Below are 273 nucleotides of genomic sequence, written 5' to 3'. Positions count from 1 at the left end.
GAATTGAACCTGCGCCTGCAACTGGACGCCGAACCCGTCGGCCCGGAGGTCGATCGGGTCACCATCGCGGTCAACGGATTCGGCTACGGCGGCACCAACGCCCATGTCATCCTCCAGGAATACCAACCACCCCAACACACCAAGGGAAACGGAAACAGGAAGGTCCGCACACCTCGGCACTACGGCGTCCTGCCCCTCTCGGCCCGCAGTGAACAGGCCGTCCGCGATCTGGCCCGTGGATTCGCCGAACGCCTCACCGCGGGCGCGGAGGCC

The 273-nt window shown here is 66.3% G+C and carries 1 protein-coding gene; it reads left to right on the top strand.

What is annotated here, in order from left to right; genetic code table 11:
* On the top strand, positions 1-273 hold a 273-nt coding region (locus tag ACL02S_RS24295; protein WP_412804814.1), incomplete at both ends, for a ketoacyl-synthetase C-terminal extension domain-containing protein.

Source organism: Nocardia spongicola, assembly GCF_047200775.1.
GTDB lineage: Bacteria > Actinomycetota > Actinomycetes > Mycobacteriales > Mycobacteriaceae > Nocardia.
This window is presented reverse-complemented; position numbering and strand designations above follow the sequence as displayed.